This is a genomic window from Isosphaeraceae bacterium EP7 (assembly GCA_038400315.1).
GTDB lineage: Bacteria > Planctomycetota > Planctomycetia > Isosphaerales > Isosphaeraceae > EP7.
On the sequence record CP151667.1, the window covers coordinates 5,161,884 to 5,180,135 of the forward strand.

Sequence of the window (18,252 nt, forward strand, 5' to 3'; positions counted from 1 at the left end):
CCTCCCGTCAGACAGGCCATGTCCTTCCAGATCGCCCACGTCCGACTCGCGGAGATTCGCATGAGGTCGCTCAAGACGCTGCTGCTCTGCATCGCTTCCGCCACCGTCTGGCCCACCTATTTCGTGCTCGCGGCTTACATGGCCCGGATCGGCCCATGGCCTCGGGGCATCGCCCGGCCGGCCTCGTACCTCATCGCCTCCCTGGCGATCGCATTCTGGGTGAGCCAGATCGTTCGATCTCTCTTCCGCCCCGAAGGTTGGGCCGAGGAGACGCTCGGAATTCCGCGGGCCGTGACACGTCAGGTCCGCGCCGCGGTTCGGGTTCTGATCGTCGGCGGCCTGGCCTGCCTTGTGCCCCGCGGGCTCCTCGAGGGGGGCCTTCTCGCCCCGTCGGATCGGCCGATCTCGGCCTCGGTCACGGGCCACTTGCTGGGGCTGGCCTACGGCCTGGTCGTCTGGGCGGTCTGCTTCCGCCTTCTCCGGAAGAACTCGCCGCTCATTGCCTGGATCGACGAGGCCACCGAGAAGCGGGGCTGGGTCGTCCGGCATCGGAGGCAGGCGGCTTGGACCCTTCTGGGCATCGTCGCGACGATCGTGCTGCTCGATGCCTCGGGCTATGCCTACACCGCCCGGCGTCTGGCCACGGCAGGCCTCCCCTCGCTGGCGATCATCAGCCTGAGCTGGGCCGGGCGGAAGCTTGCGGTCTCGGCAATCGAGGAACACTCCTGGCGCTGGCTGTCCACCGGCAAGCTGAAGGGGGTCGTCGATAACGAGAAGTTTCCCGAGGCCCTATGCAAGCTCGTCCGCCTGGCCATTCCCGCGATCGGCCTGCTCGCCTGCGGATGGGTCTGGGAAGTCGACCTCGCACTGTTCCGGTCGATCGGTGGCATGCCGCTCTGGCCGATCGATCAGACAACCGGCCTGACGGTGGGCGACGCAACACAGGCCCTCGTCATGCTCGCCCTGACCGCCCTCGTCTGGAAGCACATTTCCACGCTGTTCGAGCTGGTCGTCTTCCCCAGGATGTCTGACGACCCCGGCACCCGCTACGCGATCCTCACGCTGGGCCGCTATCTCGCCCTGGCGATGGGGACGCTGGGAGTGCTCTCGGCGGTCAAGCTCGGCGTCAAGGAGATCGGTGTGGTGCTCGCCGCGCTCGGCGTCGGTCTTGGCTTCGGCTTGCAGGAGATTGTCTCGAACTTCGTCAGCGGCATCATCCTGTTGCTTGAGCGGCCGATCCGCGTGGGCGACCTCGTGACCGTGGCCGGCATGACGGGCACCGTGGACCGGATCAACATCCGCGCAACCACCATCAATAACGCCGACAATCACAGCATGATCGTGCCCAATCGGGCCTTCATCACCGGCGATCTCGTCAACTGGACGCTCAAGGACAAGGTGATCCGGGTGTCGATCCCGTTGCGGGTCGCCCAGGGAAGCTGCCCGGATCGCGCGACCGACCTCCTGCTGATGATCGCCCGAGAGGATGCGGACGTCCTGCGGAATCCACTGCCGATCGCCTTCATGGAGGGTTTCGGCGAGTCATCGATCAACCTGATCTTGCACGTCCATGTGCCCGACCCGAGCCTGGGCGGACGCGTGAAGCACCGGCTCTGCACCCAGATCCAGAAGCGATTCGAAGCCGCGGGGATCTTGATGCCGCCGCCCACCCGAGAGGTCACTCTCCGCCAGGCCGAATCGGCAGGCAACGACCTGACCGTGGTGAGCCGGACATCGGCGAAACCCGCGGTCGAATTCCGGGCCGACCCACCGGTCCCCACCCCGACCGCCCCGCACATGCCGCGGGCCGTCCAGCCCGCCCCGACGGCTCCTATCGAGTCACGAAACCGCTGCGAGGACGAATGAGAGCCGTGAGGCTGTCATGGATCGCGAAATCGGAGATCACCGGTCGGTAGTCTCCGGCTTGGAGATCGGTGCGGGTGCGTCGTCCAGATAGAAGACCTCGCTGAGCTTGCCCAGGAGCTTGCCGGCCGCGGAGGGGGTGACAACTTCGTTCATAGGCAGGCCGTTCAAGAAGAAGGCGAATGCCAGCTTTCGGCCGCCCGCGGTGTCAATGTAGCCGGCAAGCGCCTTGCTCGTGAGAATCGACTTGCCGTTGAGCGAGTTGCCCACGAAGTAGGTTCCCGTCTTCGCCTTCACGTGGCCAATCGCGGGGCTATCCGACGGAACCGCACTGGCGAGGGTGCCTGTTCCGCCCAGGATCGGGAGGGCATCCTCGTAGGCCGGAAAGTCGTCGCGAGCGGCCATCGTGCGGAGCAAGGCAACGGTCCCCCTGGGCGTCACCATGTCGGCTCGCTCGCCCCCGGCACCGCCGCCGAAGGAGGCCGAGCCGGGAGCGACGCCCAGATGCTGGAGAATCTGGCCTTCGCGCCTCAGACCCTCGCGGGCCGTGCGCTCGCCGTGATGGGCCGCGATCAGGAGCGGCAGGGTGCTGGCGTGCAGGTTGTGGCTGACTTTGAGAATGACTCGTACGAATTCCTTGAGCGGCGGTGAAGTGTACTCGGCCACCTTGGGCAAGCCGGCGACCTCCGCCTGGCTGGGCAGGTCCTTCTCCTCGTTCGAACCGAGCGGCGAGACCGAGACTTCGACGCCGCGGCGGCGCAATGTCTCGATGAAGACGGCGCGGGCAAACGACGCGGGCTGATCGGCTTCATAGATCGCCACGACCGGGCCGTGACCGGCAGGAACCTTACCTTTGACGACGAACCGTCGAGGGCCGGCGACCTCGATCGAGATCGACGGCTTCGTTCCAGATTCCTCTGTGACGACGCGAGACTCGTAGGTCACGTAGGACGTCGGTGGGACGATCGAGACTTCGGCGGCATCGCCCGGCTTGGCACCCGCTTTGACCACGACGTCGATCAGGTTGTCGTTGATGACGATCGGCGAGACGTTTTCCGGTCCGCTTCCCGAACTCTTCGCCGGGGCGAAGTAGCGATCGTCGACCAGCACGTTGCCTTCGACCTTGGTGATCCCGGCGGCCTTCACGCCATCGGCCAGCTCGATCAGGCCCGCGAGCGGGTCGGCATCGATCAGCTTGGCGCCCGAGTAGATGTGATCATCGCCGTTGAACAGGAGCCGGCCATCGGAGCCGGTGCGCCCCCCCATGCTCAGGTCGCCCTTGGCGACGAGGATCAGGTCGCCTTTAAGCGTCCCGTCGACCACGTCGCCCTTGCGCACGACGGGGGTCTTGAACCGGTAGTCTGGCCCCAGGTCGCTCCAGGCGGCGGCGGTGCTGAAGAGCTTGGTGACCGAGGCCGGCCCGAACATCTGGTCGGGGTTGCGGGCGTAAATCGTGGCGCCCGACGAAACGTCGACGACGAGAAGTCCCCAGTGGGCGTCGCGAAAGGACGGAGTTCCGAGGACAGTCTCGACCCGACTCTCCAGCGATTCTCGCGGTGCCGTCGGGGTCTGGGCGTGGGCGCCCACACCGAGGGCCAGTACCAGGATCGATCCCAGCCGGGTCGCGGAATGTACCTTCATCGGAGCCCTCCCCATCACGGTCGGTCAAATCGTGGAACCGGCGGGCGTCGATCCGCCGATGTCGAAGCCCCGGAGAGATGGGGCACTCCGCATCGAACCTTCGGGACGTACGAAGCCCGGCGGCCGGATCCGTCTCGTCCGGCTGCCGGGCTATCCATGTGCTGATCGGATGTCAGGACTCGAGGATATGCAGGGCGTCGTCGGTGTGGACGCTGCCCGTGAGTAACGCCCGCTTCACTTCCTGGATCGCCTGCGTGACCTTGATGTCGCGCGGGCAGGCGCTGGTGCAATTGAAGACCGTGCGGCAGCGCCAGACGCCCTCGGCATCATTCAGGATGTCGAGTCGTTCGGCGGCCCCGCGGTCGCGGGAGTCGAAGATGAAGCGGTGAGCATTGACGATGGCGGCGGGGCCGACGTATTTCTGGTCGCCCCAGAACGGCGGGCAGGCGGTGGTGCAGCAGGCGCAGAGGATGCACTTGGTGGTGTCGTCGAACCGAGCCCGTTCCTCGGGCGTCTGGATGCGCTCCGTGGTGGGCGGCGGGTCGTCATTGACCAGGTAGGGCATCACGGCCTTGTAGTGGTCGAAGAACGGCTTCATGTCGACGATCAGGTCCTTGATCACCGGCAGGCCGAGGATCGGCTCGACGGTGAGGGTGTCGCCTCGCACGTTCTTCACCAGGATCTTGCACGCCAGGGCGTTGACGCCATTGATGCGCATGGCATCGGAGCCGCAGACGCCGTGGGCGCACGAGCGTCGCAGGCCGAGGCTATCGTCGTGCAGCCACTTCACATTCTGGATGACGTCGAGGACCCGGTCGAGCGGGTCGGCCTCGATGTCGTATTCTTCCCAGCGCGGGGGCTGGTCCAGCTCAGGGTCGTACCGCTTGATCCGGACCTTGAGCGTGCGGGTCGCGGCTGCGATGGACATGGGTGGTGAATCCTGCTCGGGCGGTTCGTGTGTGCGAGTGCAACGCTCGACGCGGTCGGGCCTTCAACTCAGTATTTGCGGATTTCGAGTGGGTATTTGGAGACCTGCTGGCCGTCCTTCTCGACGTAGATGATGTCGACCGGCATGTAGTCGACCTTCGTCCCGCCATCGGGGGCCTGCGAGACCATGCTGTGCGCGAAGAAATCGACGTCATTGCGGTCCGGGAAGTCTTCTCGCGAATGACCGCCGCGGCTCTCGCGCCTGGCCAGGGCGCTGGCGACGGTGGCCTCGGCGAGGTCGAGCAAGCAACCGAGCTCGAGCACTTCCAGCAGGCCGGTATTGAAGATCGAGCCCTTGTCCTGCACGCCGACGCGAGAGTACGCCTCTTTGAGGCGGGCGATGTCTGACTTCGCCTTCTCCAGGGTCTCGGCCGTGCGGTAGACGCCGCAGTTGTCCATCATGGTGGACTGCATCTCGTCGCGAATTTTGACCCACGGCTCGGACCTGGGCCTCGACAGCAGGGCGTCGATCGCGGCCCTCGTCGGGGCTTCGGGATTGGGGGGCAGTTCGCCGAAATTCACCGAATGGGCATGTTCGGCCATGTGGCGGCCAGCCCGCTTGCCGTAGACGACGAGGTCGACAAGGCTGTTTGTGCCTAGCCGATTCGCGCCATGCACGCTGACGCAGGCCGATTCGCCTGCGGCGTAGAGCCCCTTGACAATCCCTCCCGAGGCATTGCTGCGGACCCGGCCGTGGATATCCGTAGGCACCCCGCCCATGGCGTAGTGCGCCGTCGGCTGGATGGGCATCGGCTCCTTGATGGGATCGACGCCCAGATAGGTGCGGGCGAATTCGATAATGTCGGGGAGACGTCGCTCCACCCAGGCGTCGTCCACGTCGTGGCCGGTCGGGCTGGTCTTGTACCGGTTGATCGTCTGGGCCCGGATGTCCAGGTGGACGAAATCCTTGCCGTCGACCCCGCGGCCAGCTCGGACTTCCTGATATATCGAGCGCGAGCAGACATCGCGGCTGGCCAGGTCCTTCAGGTTCGGAGCGTAAGTCTCCATGAACCTCTCGCCCTTGCCGTTGAACATCACCCCGCCGTCGCCGCGGCAGGCTTCCGACAGCAAGATCCCCAGGCGATAGATGCCCGTCGGGTGGAACTGGTAGAACTCCATGTCCTCCAGCGGTAGCCCATGCCGATAGGCGATCGCCGGGCCGTCGCCGGTGAGGGCGTAGGCGTTGGAGGAGACTTTGAACATCCTGCCGAACCCGCCGGTGGCCAGCAACACGCTCTTGGCGTGGAACGTGTGCAATTGTCCGGTGGCGATCTCGATCGCGACGATTCCGCGGCACTCCCCATCCTCGATGATGAGGTCGAGCATGTGGAATTCGTCGAAGAAGGTGACCCCCTGCTTGATGCACTGCTGATAGAGGGTCTGCAGGATCATGTGACCGGTTCGGTCGGCGGCGTGACAGGCACGCATGACTGGAACGCGAGGCTTGGCGGCCTCGGTGCCGGGGGCCGCTGAGGGGTCGTACTTGGGGTTCGGCTTGGTGTGGCCGCCGAACCGACGCTGGCTGATCCGCCCGTCCGCGGTGCGGTCGAATGGCAGGCCCATATGCTCGAGGTCATAAATCGCGTCGACGGCCTCGCGGCAGAGGATCTCCGCCGCGGTCTGGTCGACCATGAAGTCGCCGCCCTTGATCGTGTCGTAGGCGTGATTCTCCCAGGAATCGCTCTCGAGGTTGGAAAGCGCCGCGGCGATTCCCCCCTGGGCGGCCCCGGTATGCGAGCGGACGGGGTAAAGCTTGCTGACGACGGCGGTGCCGACTCGCTTGCTCGACTCGAGCGCGGCCATCATGCCCGCGCCGCCGGCCCCGACGATGATGTTGTCGAATCTGTGGTAATTCATAGAGTCTTGATTGACGCGAACGTGTCGCGGGAATGGGTGAATCGATCGGTCGCGGGCGGGCGATCGGGCGGGCGGCATAGGTTGGCGGATGAGTCAGGGCCGGCGATCGAGGCCGACCTCGATCCGGGCCGGATGAGAGGTGGTAGCGGCGGGGGCTGAAACGACGGAGCCGGCCCGCTCAGCCTTCCACTTCTCGATGTATTCCTTGTCCTGCTGGAAAAGCAAGATGGCATAGGAGCCGATGACAATCAGGCCGATGGTGGCGGTCCAGATCAAGGTGTGCACCACGACCCGCCGGCCCGGTCGACTGATGTACTCGTCGAGGATCTGGCGCAGTCCGTTGAATCCGTGGAACACGGCCAGATTGATCATCGTCAGGTCCCAGAGCCGCCAGAAGACGCCGGTCTTCGGGTCGGCCCAACGGGAGGCGACGAAGTAGTAATTGATGTTCTCGACGTTGTTCAAAATGTGGGTGATGAACAGATGACCCAGGGCCAGGAAGACGAGGAACAGGCCCGAGATCCGCATGAAGAACCAGGCGAACAGCTCGAAGCCGCCTGCCGGCTTGATCCGTCGCCCCGCGTTGGAACGCGCCACGAGTGTCACCCCTTTATCGACTGTGTCTGTGCGAGACGGAAGGTCTCGATCGTCGGTGGATCGTCAGACCGAAGGCCCGCCGAGGGCATTCCTGGCTCAGTGACCGGCGCCGATGGGCGCGAGCGTGGCACCGCCGCCGACGGGCGCGGTGGCCGCGGCCCCGTGGTGAGCCGGAGGCTGCATGAGCGAGTAGAAGACCCAGGCGGTGACCGGCAGCATGATGGCCACGAACAGGCCCAGGACCACCGTGAAGATCTGCTTCTGGTGCGCCACGGCGCCCGGCCAGAAGTCGAACAGGATGATCCGGACCCCGTTGATTGCGTGGAAGAGCACGCAGGCGATCAACCCAAGCTCGGCGAACCGGAAGCCCCAGCGGAGGCTCCACCAGTAACCGTTGAGCCCGATCCAGTCCGGGAGCCCCCCGACCGTGCCGCCATAGATCGCCACCGTGTGGTCGTAGAGGCCCGGATAGGCCACGACGAAAAACGTGTCGATGATGTGGATGATCAGGAAGAACAGGATGCCCAGCCCGGTGATCCGGTGGACGAGCCAGGACCACTGGCCGATCCCGCCCCCGTAGCGAAGGCCTTCAACAATCCGCGCCAGGGTGCCGCGTTTGTAGGCCTGCGGGCGATGCAAAGTCTGTGACATGAAAGGCGGGTGTCCCGATGGCTCGGGCCGGTCTTCGGGCGAGGCGTTGACCCAATGAACTGTGGGTCGCCCGATCCGAATTACGTTCCGGGGAAGGGCGGCGGGCGGAAGGGCGCCTTCGCCTCTAATTCCGCCGCAGCGATCCCGATCTCGACCCGGCTCCGTCCCTGTTTTTGTAAGTGGACGGCGACCTAGGGTCAAGAGGGCGGCGAGATTTCCCCGGCGATCGAACTCGTCAACGGTTCAGTTGCAACGATGAAGCACGAAAGAGGCCGCCGATCGTCTTACGCACGACCGCCGAGACCGGGCTGCCGTGGCAGAGATTTTCCCTGAGGTCTTCGAGCCACCCGCTGTCGGGGACGAGCGAAGGTTCCGCCTCGACGATGAGCAGATCCTTGGGACGGCCACGAGGGACGACTTGGAGCACCAGTCGAGTACGAGTCCCCCTGGAGGGGGCACCTTCGACCCAGGAATCGACGATGGCGCCTTTGACGATCTGTTCTGGGTTCATGCCGTCGCTCCCAACAAGTCATGAGCCGTCTCATGACGAGTTCGATCGGATTTCCGGTCAATGCATCCATCGTATTTCACGGACACCCGCCGGACAAGTCAGATCGTTGAAAAAGGAAGAAAGTTTCGGGCCATTCCCGCAACGGCAACGTAGGTTGGAAGAATGTCCCGGATCCATCCCGGGCAAGCAAGAGAATCTTATTTGAGCGAGGACGTGGTGGGCCGGTAAGCCGGATTCTGTCGGGAGGATTTGAGCCCTCCCGGATGACCATTTCTCTAGGACACCGGTTGCCCGGCGCCTCAAGCGACCTACCCGAGAGTCATAACGGGCCGGGCCAACCCGCGGACCCCGTTGCATCTCTCGATACCCCGAGATCACTGCTCTCCTATTTGGTCTTGCTCCCGATGGGGTTTACCTAGCCAGGCCGGTCACCCGATCTGCTGGTGAGCTCTTACCTCACCGTTTCACCCTTACCTCGGCGACTGCCCCGAGAGGCGTTTGCCGAGGCGGTTTATTTTCTGTGGCACTGTCCCTACCCGAAAACGGGCGGTGGGCGTTACCCACCATCGCGCCCTGCGGAGTCCGGACTTTCCTCCCCGGCATGCCCGAGTTAACTGGCCTAGAAGACCAATCTACCCGCGCCGAGGCGGTCATCAGGCCCACCACGACCCAGCATAGAACAGTCTACCCTCTCGATTCCGCCGAGCAATCCCAGTGATCGAATCTAAGCTCCTTTCGTGACGGCTTTTCCGTTGAGATATCCGAGTCATTTCGTGGATGTCAAACGCGAAAACCGCAATTTGATTCGCCGAAAGTCGTGTCGGACACGACGTCCGCAGCTCGATTCATTTTATCTTAGCCGGGTGAGATCGAAACTCATTCTCTGAAATCGACTCTCTAAGAAGCCGAGATCGACCTAGATCACGACTCTCGATCTTGCCCGTCAAGAATGGGTTTAATTCGACATCCCCTAAATGTAAGTGTTGAGGGAAAGCCACAACGCTCAAGTCACGGCCGGCGAATTGATCCGTCAGTTCAACAATCGTACACGGGAACCGATTTGGTGCTTGAATTCGGCGGGACTTGAGAAAAACTTACAAGGATCTCGGGGCGCGACCCGAGAAATCGCCCAGGCCAGTCTGTCGTCACGAGAAATCCAATCAGCTCAAACTACCCAAGCCTCCGAAATAGTCTATATTGACAGGGGCTGGTTCGCCATATGGACCACCACGGCGATCGCGACTGAGAGGAGCGCCCTCGATGTTCATCCGCGAATACTTGACGACCCAGCACGTCCGCTTTGAAATTCTCCTCCACCGGCCGGTCGCATCAGCGACTCGACTGGCGCACAGCGTCCATGTCCCGGGGCGGAGTGTGGTTAAGGTGGTGGTCATCTGCGCAGGAGAGCGGATGGTCCTGGCCGTCTTGCCATCGACGCATCGTGTCGACCTGGGCCTTCTTGGAACTCATCTCGGGGAGACGGCTCGACTCGCGACTCCTGATGAGCTCGCCGACTTGTTCGCGGACTGCGAGCCAGGGGCGCTTCCCCCCTTCGGCCGGCTCTACGGGCTCGAGACTGTGGTGGATCGAAGCTTGTCCGGCGGCCCAGTGATCGTCTTCGAGGCCAACACACGTTTCGAAGGGGTCCGGATGCGCTACGAGGATTACGAAGCGATCGAGCGGCCGACGCTCGCAGCGTTCGCCTCGGCGATTGACCCCAAGCGTCCAACGGCCGCTGAGCGTAAGGCCGGCTGATCTCCAAGAGCGGTTTAAAGCCCCGTGCCAATCGACTCAGTACCGACCGGATCGTCTTCGGGAGCGAACCCTCGTCGGAGTGTGTTCTCGGTCACGGTACGAGTCAAAAGGAATTCTCGGAGATAATCGGATCCACCCGCCTTTGTGCCGATGCCCGAGAGCTTGAAGCCGCCGAATGGCTGCCGGTCGACGATTGCGCCGGTGATCGGGCGGTTGATGTAGAGGTTCCCGACTCGGAACGATCGGCGGATACGCTCGATGTTCGCAGGACTTCGCGAATAGATTCCGCCCGTCAGGGCGTAGGACGTCCCATTGGCAATCTCGATCGCGTCCGCTAAGTCTGAAGCTCGCAAAACAACGACTACCGGACCGAAAATTTCCTCCCGGGCTAGGCGGGCCGAGGGAAGCACGTCGGCAACTACGATCGGCGCAACAAAGTGGCCGTGTTGCACAAGCGGGCCAGGATTTCCACGTGCCACGACGCGGCCCTCGGTCTCGGCGAGACCGGAGTACATGCGGATCCGATCGGCGGCTTCGGCATCAATGAGGGGGCCGACGACAGTCTCGGGGTCTTCGGCCTGGCCGATCACGACGGCACGTGCGGCCTCGGCCAGACGCACGACGAACGCCTCGTAGATCCGGTCGAGGACGATGACCCGAGAGCAGGCCGAGCATTTCTGGCCCGAATAACCGAATGCGCTACGCACGACCCCGAGAACCGCCTCGTCGAGGTCGGCGTCATCATCGATGATGATTGCATTCTTCCCTCCCATCTCGGCGATGACCCGCTTGACGTGATCCATGCCCGGGCGCGATTGCGCCGCAGATCGGTTGATTTCGAGCCCAACCTTGACCGAGCCGGTGAACGCGATCAGGTCGACACCCGGATCCTCGACGAGCGCGCGGCCGATGTCCTCGCCTTCGCCCGGGAGGAACTGAAGGACTCCCGGAGGTAGGCCTGCCTCTCCAAGGATTTCAGCCAGGTGCCAGGCGATCGTTGGGGACTGCTCGGCGGGCTTGAGGATCACAGGGTTGCCTGCGACGAGGGCTGCGACCGTCATGCCGCAGGGGATCGCGAGCGGGAAATTCCAGGGTGGAATCACCACGGCCACACCCCTTGGGATGACCTCGATGCGGTTGGTCTCGCCGGGGACGTCGCGGACCACCGGTTGGGCGAGCCTGAGCATCTCGCGAGCATAGAACTCGCAGAAGTCGATCGCCTCGGCGACGTCACCGTCGGCCTCGCGCCAGGGCTTGGCACACTCGTAAACTTCCCAGGCGGCGAGATCGAATTTTCGCTCGCGGAGGATGACCGCGGCCCGCATCAGGACGGCCGCTCGATCGGAGGCCGGTGTCGCGGCCCAGCCGGGCGCCGCCTCGCGGGCGATTCGCACTGCCAGGGATGCGTGATCGGCGGTTGCCATGGCAAACCGACCGACCAGGCGAGAGGAACGCCCCGGGTCGGTCGAATCGAGCGTGCCGGTGCTCCTGATCTCATTTCCATCGAGCCTGAGCGGGTATGTCCGCCCCAACGCGCCCTCGACGCGTTTCAGTGCGGCGAGCATAGCCTCGCGGGCAGGTCTTCGCGTGAAATCCGTCAACGGTTCGTTGCAGAAGGGGGCCTGGATGACGACGGCCGGTGTCGCCTTCGTCCGTCGTCGGATTCCGAGCATGGTGCCGACCTCTTCAGGGTTTCTGAGCAAGTCGTCGACCTCGCGGCGATCGACGAAGCTGGCCTTGAGGAACGACTCGTTCGACGTATTTTCCAGGAGCCGACGCACGAGGTAGGCCATTCCAGGCAAGATAGCCCCATATGGCGTGTAAACTCGCACCCGATATTCTGAGGCCACAAGCGCGCGGGCGATTGGCTCCCCCATACCGTGAAGCACCTGGAGCTCATACGCGTTCTTGGGCACGCCCAGAGACTCGGCGACGGCCAACCCGGCGGCCAGGCTGCGGACGTTATGACTCGCCAGGGCCGGGCGAAGGACCCGTGAATTCTCCATGAGAAAGCGGGAACATCGCTCGAAATTGGCGTCGGATTGCCACTTCTCGGTGTAGACCGGGACTGGCCAGCCTGCCTCCTGTGCGTGGATGACCTCGTAATCCCAATAAGCACCCTTCACCAACCGGATCGTCACCGGCGTTCCTCGAGCCTCCGCCCAGTCCCGCAGGCCTTTTAGATCGTCGAACGTCTCCGCCAGATAAGCCTGGGCGACGATGCCGACATCCGGCCAGTTCAGGAATTCGGGTTCGGACAGGACCCGTCGGAAGATCTCTAGGGTCAGGTCTTTGTGGGCATATTGCTCCATGTCGACGTGAACGTAGGCGCCGAGCCGTTGCGCCTCGCGAAGGATCGGCCGCAAACGACCGCAAACGGCTGCCGCGGTCGCCTCCGCATGAAGCGCATCGAAATCGGTTGTCAGGCTGGTCAGTTTGATCGAGAGATTCACCCTGGGCACGGGCCCATCAAAACCGCGGTCGATCCCAGGCCGTTCGGGCTCGTCGTCCAGGGAGCCGACTAATCCGCTGATCAAGCTGAGGCATGATTGCTGGTAGATGTCGGCTTCAGCCTCACTGATGACGGCCTCTCCGAGGAGGTCCGCAGTGAATCCGATTCCTCGCTGGCGTAGGCGAAGCACCGTCTGCAAGGCCTCTCGCGGATCCGAGCCGGCGATGAACCTTCGAGCCATGTTCGTGGCTGCCCAGGTTGCCGTCGCCGCGAGGAGTTCGGCACGCATCGAGCCCTCGGGGGCGAGATCGACGGCGACGTTCATCCAACTTGGAACCTTCGCCCCGGCCTCATCTAAAAACTCGCGAAGGTGGCGACGGACCGAGGTCGCGTCCTTCAGGGCTGGCAGGGCATCGATGAAGCGAAACAGCTGGACCTTGACGGCGGGATCGCCCATGGTCAGGCCCATGAACTTGTCGTCCCACCAGGCGCGTTGAAAGGGAGTCGCACCCCGGCCGATCCGGCGGAAGAGGTCGCGGCCGATCTCCCGTACTCGAGCCTCGATCTCGACCGGAGTTATTGCGGATGGGGAGTCTCCCCGGCTTCCCGTCGCGATCGCCATCGGCTCCCTCCGCCTGCGGGATTTCCGCCGACCTTGTTGATGGATGGTTTCGACCTTCTCGGGCTCGGCGTCAGGGGATTCGCTGGAACTCCTCAAAGAGCCAGCACAATCAAGAGTCTCGCCCCCCAGTTGTAGTTTATTGGGTCGTCATCCGAAGGAAAGCCTCGCTAGAAAGAGCTAATCGGCTCAAAGCCTCTCGCATTACCTTTCGGCGTTGCTGGCGGTACTCAGGCGAATTTGGTGTTAAATGGCGGGTTCGAGGCGACCAGCAACGGTGCCGGGCTTCAATTCGATGCCACACCGTCGGCCGATTCCTGAACGCCGAGAGAACGTCCTTTACGCTTCGGGGAACGCGAACACAACGGGTGTCACGGGCCTATGTGGGAGGCTTCAACTGGTTCTGGGCATGCGTGGATCGACGGCTTAATCGGGACCCACGACCCAACTGGCTGACGACCTACGGAATCAAGGTAAAAGAGCTGGATTCATTGGCCGGGTACCTGGCCTATCGACTGCTCGCGACGACTCTGCCGCTCGTCGTGTCTCGGGGAGAATTTCAGCGGCCAGTGCCGGATCGCCACTTGTCCTGAGGATCGGAGGCCCTTCGGCCGGTCGACCTGCACAACAGGCTTCATCGGGCTGGAGGATCTCGACCGGGCCGCTTGACCTTGGTGGGCCGTGGTTGTAGAGTTGGGGCATCATAATTCGGTGCGCTTCTTATCCAGAGTGGCTGAGGGACGGGCCCTGCGACGCCACAGCAACCGGTCCACCATCGCGGTGGATGCTGGTGCTAACTCCTGCCCTGTGCTCCTTGATGGACCTGCTGCGATCTTCGGATCGCCTGCGGGTGTCGGGTGTGCCGATGGGACAGATAAGAACGCCTGAGCTGTGCGGCATTCCTTGCCGTCCGGCGAGGGCACTCTCTTAGACTGCCTCCGGCCCCCCCGCATTCATCGGGATTCGCCGGGTACGGCCTGCCCTTCCCACGGACATCAACCTCGCGTTGGTGCGGTCGATCCGCCTTAGGGTCGACCTCCGTGGGCTCGCGTTTGCTGGATGAGAGCGCCCGGGGATGAGTTTCCGCGGCACGTCAGCGATGACGGTCCGCGGGAGTCGTCCTCGAGACGGATTCGCCATCCTCTGCAAGCGTGGAGAATATCCGGTGCAAGAAGAATTCGCCCTCGGCTTGAAGTGTCGCCTCTGCGGCAAGATGTACCCCAAGCAGGCCCTGAACTTCTGCACCGACGACTTCGGTCCGCTCGAAGTGGTCTATGACTACGACGCCGTCGGCCGGTCGATGACCCGCGAGTCCATCGCCTCGCGGCCCCATACGATGTGGCGCTATCGGGAACTGCTGCCCATCGACGGCGAGCCGACCGTGGGCAAGCACGTCGGCGGCACCCCGCTGATCAAGGCCGATCGGCTGGCCAAGGCGCTGGGGGTGGCCGAGCTCTACATCAAGAATGATGCGGTGAATCACCCGTCCCTGTCGTTCAAGGATCGCGTCGTCGCCGTGGCGCTCTCCAAGGCGGTCGAGCTGGGGTTCAAGACCGTCGGCTGCGCGTCCACCGGAAACCTGGCCGGCAGCGTTGCGGCCAATGCCGCGGCGGCGGGCCTGGAAGCGTATATCTTGATCCCGCACGACCTCGAGGCCGGCAAGGTGCTGGGGGCGACGGTCTACGGCTCCAAGGTCATCGCGATCCGGGGGAATTACGACCACGTCAACCGGCTCTGCTCGCAGATCGCCTTCCGGTACGGCTGGGGCTTCGTCAACGTGAACCTCAGGCCGTTCTACGCCGAGGGATCGAAGACGATGGGCTTCGAGATCGCCGAGGACCTGGGCTGGCGGACGCCGGACCACGTCGTGGCGCCGATGGCCGGCGGCAGCCTGATCGGCAAGATCCACAAGTCGTTCAAGGAATTCGAGCGGCTCGGATTCGTCGGGCCTGTGACCACGAAGATGTTCGGGGCGCAGGCGACCGGGTGCAACCCGATCACCAATACGGTAAAGACCGAGGCCCTGAAAGTTCGGCCAGTGAAGAACCCGAACACGATTGCCAAGAGCCTGGCCATCGGCGACCCGGCCGACGGCTATTTCGCCTCTCGCCTGATGCACGAAACGGGCGGATGGGGCGAAGACGTCGATGATGACCTGATCATCGAGGGGATGAAGCTGCTGGCGGAGACCGAAGGGGTCTTCACCGAGACCGCCGGCGGTGTGACCGTGGCCGTCCTGCGCAAGCTGATCGAGCAAGGGCGGATCGACCGCGATGGCTCGACGGTGATCTGCATCACCGGCAACGGCCTGAAGACGCAGGAAGCCCTCAAGGGCAAGATCGACGAGCCGGTCGTGATCCGGCCGACCATGGATGACTTCGAAGCCCTGGTTGGCGCCGCCGTCTGCGAGACGGCCCTGCTCGGCGCCGGGGCCTGACTTTTCACGCAATGACAGGATACGTCGGAGACCCGCGGCCGGATGGGTCGCGGGCCCGACTTTCGACGGCCAGCATCGACACTCTGAAACGACAGGAACCGAGAGCCATGCCCATCGTCCGCATCCCGACCCCGCTTCGGCCTCACTCGGGCGGCAAAGATAGCGTGGACGCCACCGGCGCCACCGTCGGCGCCGTGCTCGGCCACCTCGGCGAGCAGTTCCCCGCGATCCGCGAGCGGCTCTTCGATGGCGCCGACCTACGCCGATTCGTCAATGTCTACGTGAACAACGAAGACATCCGCTTCCTGGAAGACCTCGAGACGCCCGTCACCGACAAGGACGAGGTCAGCATCATTCCGGCCGTGGCGGGCGGCTGATCCGTTGAACCTGGGCAGCTCGGACCGACTTCGAGGGGGCCTCGGCACGGGGCGGGAAGAGGGCGTTCATGGCGACTGAAGCGGGATCGTTGGATCGATACAGCCGGCAGGTCCGCTTCCCGGCGCTTGGCGAAGCGGGCCAGCGCAAGTTGATGGCCTCGCGGGTCACCATCTGCGGATGCGGGGCGTTAGGGACGGTGCTCGCCAATCATCTGGTTCGCGCCGGGGTTGGGTTCGTCCGGATCATCGACCGCGACTTTATCGAGCTGCACAATCTCCAGCGGCAGATCCTGTTCGATGAGGACGACGTCGCCGCCAACCTCCCCAAGTCCGAGGCCGCCGCCCGGAAGCTTCGCGCGATCAACAGCGCCGTGACGATCGAGGCGGTGGTCACCGACATCGATCACACGAACATCCTCGACCTCGTCTCCGACGCCGACCTGATCCTGGACGGGACCGACAACTTCGAGACCCGTTACCTCATCAACGACGCCGCAGTGAAGCTGAATAAGCCCTGGATCTTCGGCGGTGTGATCGGCAGCGAAGGGCAGTCGATGACGATCCGGCCGGGTATCACTCCTTGCCTACGCTGTTTGATCGAGGACAACCCGCCGCCGGGCATGACCCCCACCTGCGAGACCGCCGGTGTGCTGGGCCCCGCTGTGGCCGTGATCGCCTCGTTCGAGGCGGTCGAGGCGATCAAGATCCTCTCGGGGGCCTATGATGCGCTCAATACCGAGCTGATCATGGTTGACCTCTGGGACTGGAATTTCCGCCGCCTGAAAGTCGCCGGCCTGCTGGGCAAGGTCGACTGTCCGTGTTGTCAGCGTCGGAACTTCGAATGGCTCGACGGTGCCCTCGGATCGCATACCACGACGCTCTGCGGGCGCAATGCCGTGCAGGTCGCGACGCGGCGCACCGACCTGATCAACTTCTCCGAGATGGCAGGACGACTGACCCACCTAGGGGACGTCCGGCACAACGCTTTCATGATGAAATTCCAGGCCGAAGGGCACGAATTCACCGTCTTTCCGGACGGCCGGGCCATCATCAAGGGGACGAACGACGTCTCCAAGGCCCGATCGCTTTACGCCCAGTTCGTCGGCAGTTGACCGCCATACGCAGGTCGCCTTGAGCCGGACACTCGCCACATGATTTATCTCGACAATGCCGCCACCAGCTTTCCCAAGCCCGAGCCCGTCTATCGCGCGCTCGACACCTTCGCTCGCTCCAGCCTGGCGAACCCTGGACGCGCCGGGCACAAGATGGCGGTCGGCGCCGAGCGTTCTCTCGACGCCTGTCGGCATGCCCTGAACGTGATGTTTCACGGCGAGAATCCCGACCGCTGGATCTTCACGTACAACTGCACCGACGGCCTGAACATGGCCATCAAGGGGACCTTGAAGGCCGGCGATCACGCCATCACGTCGGATCTGGAACATAACTCCGTGAGCCGTCCGCTCCAGGCCCTGGAACGTGCCGGCCTCATCACACTGACCCGCCTGACGTCGAGCGGCGGCTATCTCGACCCGGACGAGGTCCGCAAGGCCTTCACGCCTTCAACCCGACTGGTGGCGCTGACGCACGCCTCCAACGTGCTGGGAACCTTGCAGCCGATCGCCGAGATCGGCGCCATCGTCCGCGAGGCGGGGGCCCTCTTCCTTGTCGACGCGGCCCAGTCCGCCGGCATCGTGCCGATTGACCTCAAGGCGACCGCTATCGACCTGCTCGCCTTCCCGGGTCACAAGGCCCTCTACGGCCCGACCGGCACGGGTGCTTTGTATGTTGGCCCGCGCACTCGCCTGCGCCCCTGGCGTGAAGGCGGCACGGGCGGAGACTCGGCCAGTGAGACGCAGCCCGAGCAATTCCCGTTCTTCCTCGAAGGGGGGACGCCCAACGTGCTCGGCGTCGCGGGCCTGGCCGCGGGGATCGCCTGGGTCAGCGAGCAAGGTCAGGAAAACCTCAGGCGGCATGAGGTCGAGCTGCTCACGCGCGTCGTCGACTGGGCCGAGGGGACCGAGGGCTGGAAGGTGGCCGGCACGTGGGACCCCGCCCGTCACGTCGGCGCCCTCTCGCTGATCGGCCCCGAAGAACTGCCGCCGCAGGACATCGGGGCGATCCTGGACTCCAGCTTCGACATCGCCATCCGCCCCGGCCTGCATTGCTCGCCGTACGTGCACCGCAACCTGGGGACCTTCCCCGATGGGACGATCCGGGTCAGCCCCGGTCCGTTCAGCACAGTCGCCGACATTGACGCCTTTGTCGGTGCCCTCTCCGAGATTACGGCGGGGGTGCTCTGAGTCGTGAAATTGTCTGCGAGGTTGATCTTGCCCGAACTTCGTTGCTTCGCTAAGATCCGACGCTCCGCAGACATTGCCGCCGTAGCCAAGTGGTAAGGCAGAGGTCTGCAAAACCTCCACCGGCAGTTCGAATCTGCCCGGCGGCTCTGATCAACATTGACCCCTGCCTGGCAGGGGTTTTTGTTTGCGCCAGACGAATCGATTC

General features: G+C 63.9%; 13 protein-coding genes, 1 tRNA gene, 1 other RNA gene and 1 riboswitch. Of the genes, 7 read left to right on the forward strand and 8 right to left on the reverse strand.

From position 1 onward, the window contains the following. Positions 1-60 precede the first annotated feature (60 nt). Positions 61-1,866: a mechanosensitive ion channel domain-containing protein gene (locus tag EP7_RS20055; RefSeq protein ID WP_463523930.1), complete on the forward strand. Its 1,806-nt coding sequence runs from the start codon at positions 61-63 to the stop codon at positions 1,864-1,866. Positions 1,867-1,902: 36 nt separating this feature from the next. Here EP7_RS20055 and dacB read toward each other — a convergent pair whose 3' ends face one another. The 7 genes from dacB to rnpB form a co-directional block, all read right to left on the reverse strand. Next, entirely contained in the window at positions 1,903-3,504 is a 1,602-nt protein-coding gene (gene dacB / locus EP7_RS20060; protein ID WP_463523931.1) for a D-alanyl-D-alanine carboxypeptidase/D-alanyl-D-alanine endopeptidase, read from the reverse strand. 172 nt (positions 3,505-3,676) lie between these two features. Beyond that, positions 3,677-4,432, reverse strand: coding sequence for a succinate dehydrogenase iron-sulfur subunit (locus EP7_RS20065; protein WP_463523932.1), 756 nt, complete (start codon positions 4,430-4,432; stop codon positions 3,677-3,679). Between the two features lie 68 nt (positions 4,433-4,500). After that, positions 4,501-6,348: a succinate dehydrogenase flavoprotein subunit gene (gene sdhA, locus EP7_RS20070; protein WP_463523933.1), complete on the reverse strand. Its 1,848-nt coding sequence runs from the start codon at positions 6,346-6,348 to the stop codon at positions 4,501-4,503. A 93-nt stretch (positions 6,349-6,441) separates the two neighbouring features. Continuing rightward, positions 6,442-6,945, reverse strand: a complete 504-nt coding sequence (locus tag EP7_RS20075; RefSeq protein WP_463523934.1) for a succinate dehydrogenase hydrophobic membrane anchor subunit — start codon at positions 6,943-6,945, stop codon at positions 6,442-6,444. A gap of 96 nt (positions 6,946-7,041) precedes the next feature. Continuing rightward, positions 7,042-7,596: a succinate dehydrogenase/fumarate reductase transmembrane subunit gene (locus EP7_RS20080; RefSeq protein WP_463523935.1), complete on the reverse strand. Its 555-nt coding sequence runs from the start codon at positions 7,594-7,596 to the stop codon at positions 7,042-7,044. Between the two features lie 235 nt (positions 7,597-7,831). Then, the gene (locus EP7_RS20085) at positions 7,832-8,107 is read right to left on the reverse strand and encodes a hypothetical protein (protein ID WP_463523936.1); all 276 of its coding nucleotides are present in this window, start codon (positions 8,105-8,107) and stop codon (positions 7,832-7,834) included. A 209-nt stretch (positions 8,108-8,316) separates the two neighbouring features. Then, positions 8,317-8,773, reverse strand: an RNA gene (gene rnpB, locus EP7_RS20090) — RNase P RNA component class A. Between the two features lie 594 nt (positions 8,774-9,367). Between rnpB and EP7_RS20095 the strand changes: the two genes are divergently transcribed. After that, positions 9,368-9,862, forward strand: a complete 495-nt coding sequence (locus tag EP7_RS20095; protein ID WP_463523937.1) for an aminoacyl-tRNA deacylase — start codon at positions 9,368-9,370, stop codon at positions 9,860-9,862. A gap of 14 nt (positions 9,863-9,876) precedes the next feature. Here EP7_RS20095 and EP7_RS20100 read toward each other — a convergent pair whose 3' ends face one another. Next, a complete protein-coding gene (locus EP7_RS20100; RefSeq protein WP_463523938.1) occupies positions 9,877-12,936 on the reverse strand; it encodes a proline dehydrogenase family protein in 3,060 nt (1,019 codons plus the stop codon). A 714-nt stretch (positions 12,937-13,650) separates the two neighbouring features. Further along, positions 13,651-13,756, forward strand: a riboswitch (SAM riboswitch). A gap of 390 nt (positions 13,757-14,146) precedes the next feature. Here EP7_RS20100 and thrC point away from each other — a divergent pair. The 5 genes from thrC to EP7_RS20125 all read left to right on the forward strand — a co-directional run bounded on the left by thrC (position 14,147) and on the right by EP7_RS20125 (position 18,193). Then, positions 14,147-15,370, forward strand: coding sequence for a threonine synthase (gene thrC / locus EP7_RS20105; RefSeq protein ID WP_463528440.1), 1,224 nt, complete (start codon positions 14,147-14,149; stop codon positions 15,368-15,370). 107 nt (positions 15,371-15,477) lie between these two features. Further along, a complete protein-coding gene (locus tag EP7_RS20110; protein ID WP_463523939.1) occupies positions 15,478-15,747 on the forward strand; it encodes a MoaD/ThiS family protein in 270 nt (89 codons plus the stop codon). A 68-nt stretch (positions 15,748-15,815) separates the two neighbouring features. Beyond that, on the forward strand, positions 15,816-16,859 hold the full coding sequence (locus EP7_RS20115) for a ThiF family adenylyltransferase (RefSeq protein ID WP_463523940.1): 1,044 nt from the start codon (positions 15,816-15,818) through the stop codon (positions 16,857-16,859). Between the two features lie 39 nt (positions 16,860-16,898). Further along, positions 16,899-18,047 carry an aminotransferase class V-fold PLP-dependent enzyme gene (locus EP7_RS20120; RefSeq protein ID WP_463523941.1) on the forward strand — a complete coding sequence of 383 codons (1,149 nt, stop codon included), beginning with the start codon at positions 16,899-16,901 and terminating at the stop codon, positions 18,045-18,047. A gap of 75 nt (positions 18,048-18,122) precedes the next feature. Then, a tRNA-Cys gene (locus EP7_RS20125) sits at positions 18,123-18,193 on the forward strand. Positions 18,194-18,252: the final 59 nt, after the last annotated feature.

Bases quoted from the DNA above. Each gene is read 5' to 3' on its own strand.
- EP7_RS20055 (WP_463523930.1), top strand. From the start codon at position 61: ATGAGGTCGCTCAAGACGCTGCTGCTCTGCATCGCTTCCGCCACCGTC.
- dacB (WP_463523931.1), bottom strand. From the start codon at position 3,504: ATGAAGGTACATTCCGCGACCCGGCTGGGATCGATCCTGGTACTGGCC.
- EP7_RS20065 (WP_463523932.1), bottom strand. From the start codon at position 4,432: ATGTCCATCGCAGCCGCGACCCGCACGCTCAAGGTCCGGATCAAGCGG.
- sdhA (WP_463523933.1), bottom strand. From the start codon at position 6,348: ATGAATTACCACAGATTCGACAACATCATCGTCGGGGCCGGCGGCGCG.
- EP7_RS20080 (WP_463523935.1), bottom strand. From the start codon at position 7,596: ATGTCACAGACTTTGCATCGCCCGCAGGCCTACAAACGCGGCACCCTG.
- EP7_RS20085 (WP_463523936.1), bottom strand. From the start codon at position 8,107: ATGAACCCAGAACAGATCGTCAAAGGCGCCATCGTCGATTCCTGGGTC.
- EP7_RS20095 (WP_463523937.1), top strand. From the start codon at position 9,368: ATGTTCATCCGCGAATACTTGACGACCCAGCACGTCCGCTTTGAAATT.
- EP7_RS20100 (WP_463523938.1), bottom strand. From the start codon at position 12,936: ATGGCGATCGCGACGGGAAGCCGGGGAGACTCCCCATCCGCAATAACT.
- thrC (WP_463528440.1), top strand. From the start codon at position 14,147: ATGTACCCCAAGCAGGCCCTGAACTTCTGCACCGACGACTTCGGTCCG.
- EP7_RS20110 (WP_463523939.1), top strand. From the start codon at position 15,478: ATGCCCATCGTCCGCATCCCGACCCCGCTTCGGCCTCACTCGGGCGGC.
- EP7_RS20115 (WP_463523940.1), top strand. From the start codon at position 15,816: ATGGCGACTGAAGCGGGATCGTTGGATCGATACAGCCGGCAGGTCCGC.
- EP7_RS20120 (WP_463523941.1), top strand. From the start codon at position 16,899: ATGATTTATCTCGACAATGCCGCCACCAGCTTTCCCAAGCCCGAGCCC.